The sequence below is a fragment of the Buchnera aphidicola (Pemphigus obesinymphae) genome (assembly GCF_026122815.1).
GTDB lineage: Bacteria > Pseudomonadota > Gammaproteobacteria > Enterobacterales > Enterobacteriaceae > Buchnera_C > Buchnera_C aphidicola_BJ.
The window spans coordinates 1-283 of the sequence record NZ_JAIWQW010000140.1; the positions used below are offsets into that span (position 1 = coordinate 1).

Annotated in this window: 1 pseudogene; it reads right to left on the reverse strand. The window is 29.7% G+C overall.

What is annotated here, in order from left to right:
* Positions 1-27: 27 nt before the first annotated feature.
* A pseudogene (locus LDP10_RS03475) lies at positions 28-283 on the reverse strand (tRNA (N6-isopentenyl adenosine(37)-C2)-methylthiotransferase MiaB); the annotation flags it as partial.

A 283-nucleotide genomic window follows, 5' to 3' on the forward strand; every position in this document is an offset into this window, starting at 1 on the left:
TATAATATCAACGTATTTTGCGCGTTATTTTATTTCTTGTCCCTCTTGTGTGGCGACACATCCTCCAACAGCAATAATTAAATTAGGTTTATTTTTTTTTAGGTTTTTCCATCTTCCCAATTGGTGAAATACTTTTTCTTGTGCTTTCTCTCTTATAGAACAAGTATTTAAAATTAGAATATCTGCTTTTTCTGGTATTTCTGTAACTTCGTAATTATTTTCTTTTTTTAGTATGCCTATAATCATTGATGAATCATATTCATTCATTTGGCAACCCCAAGTT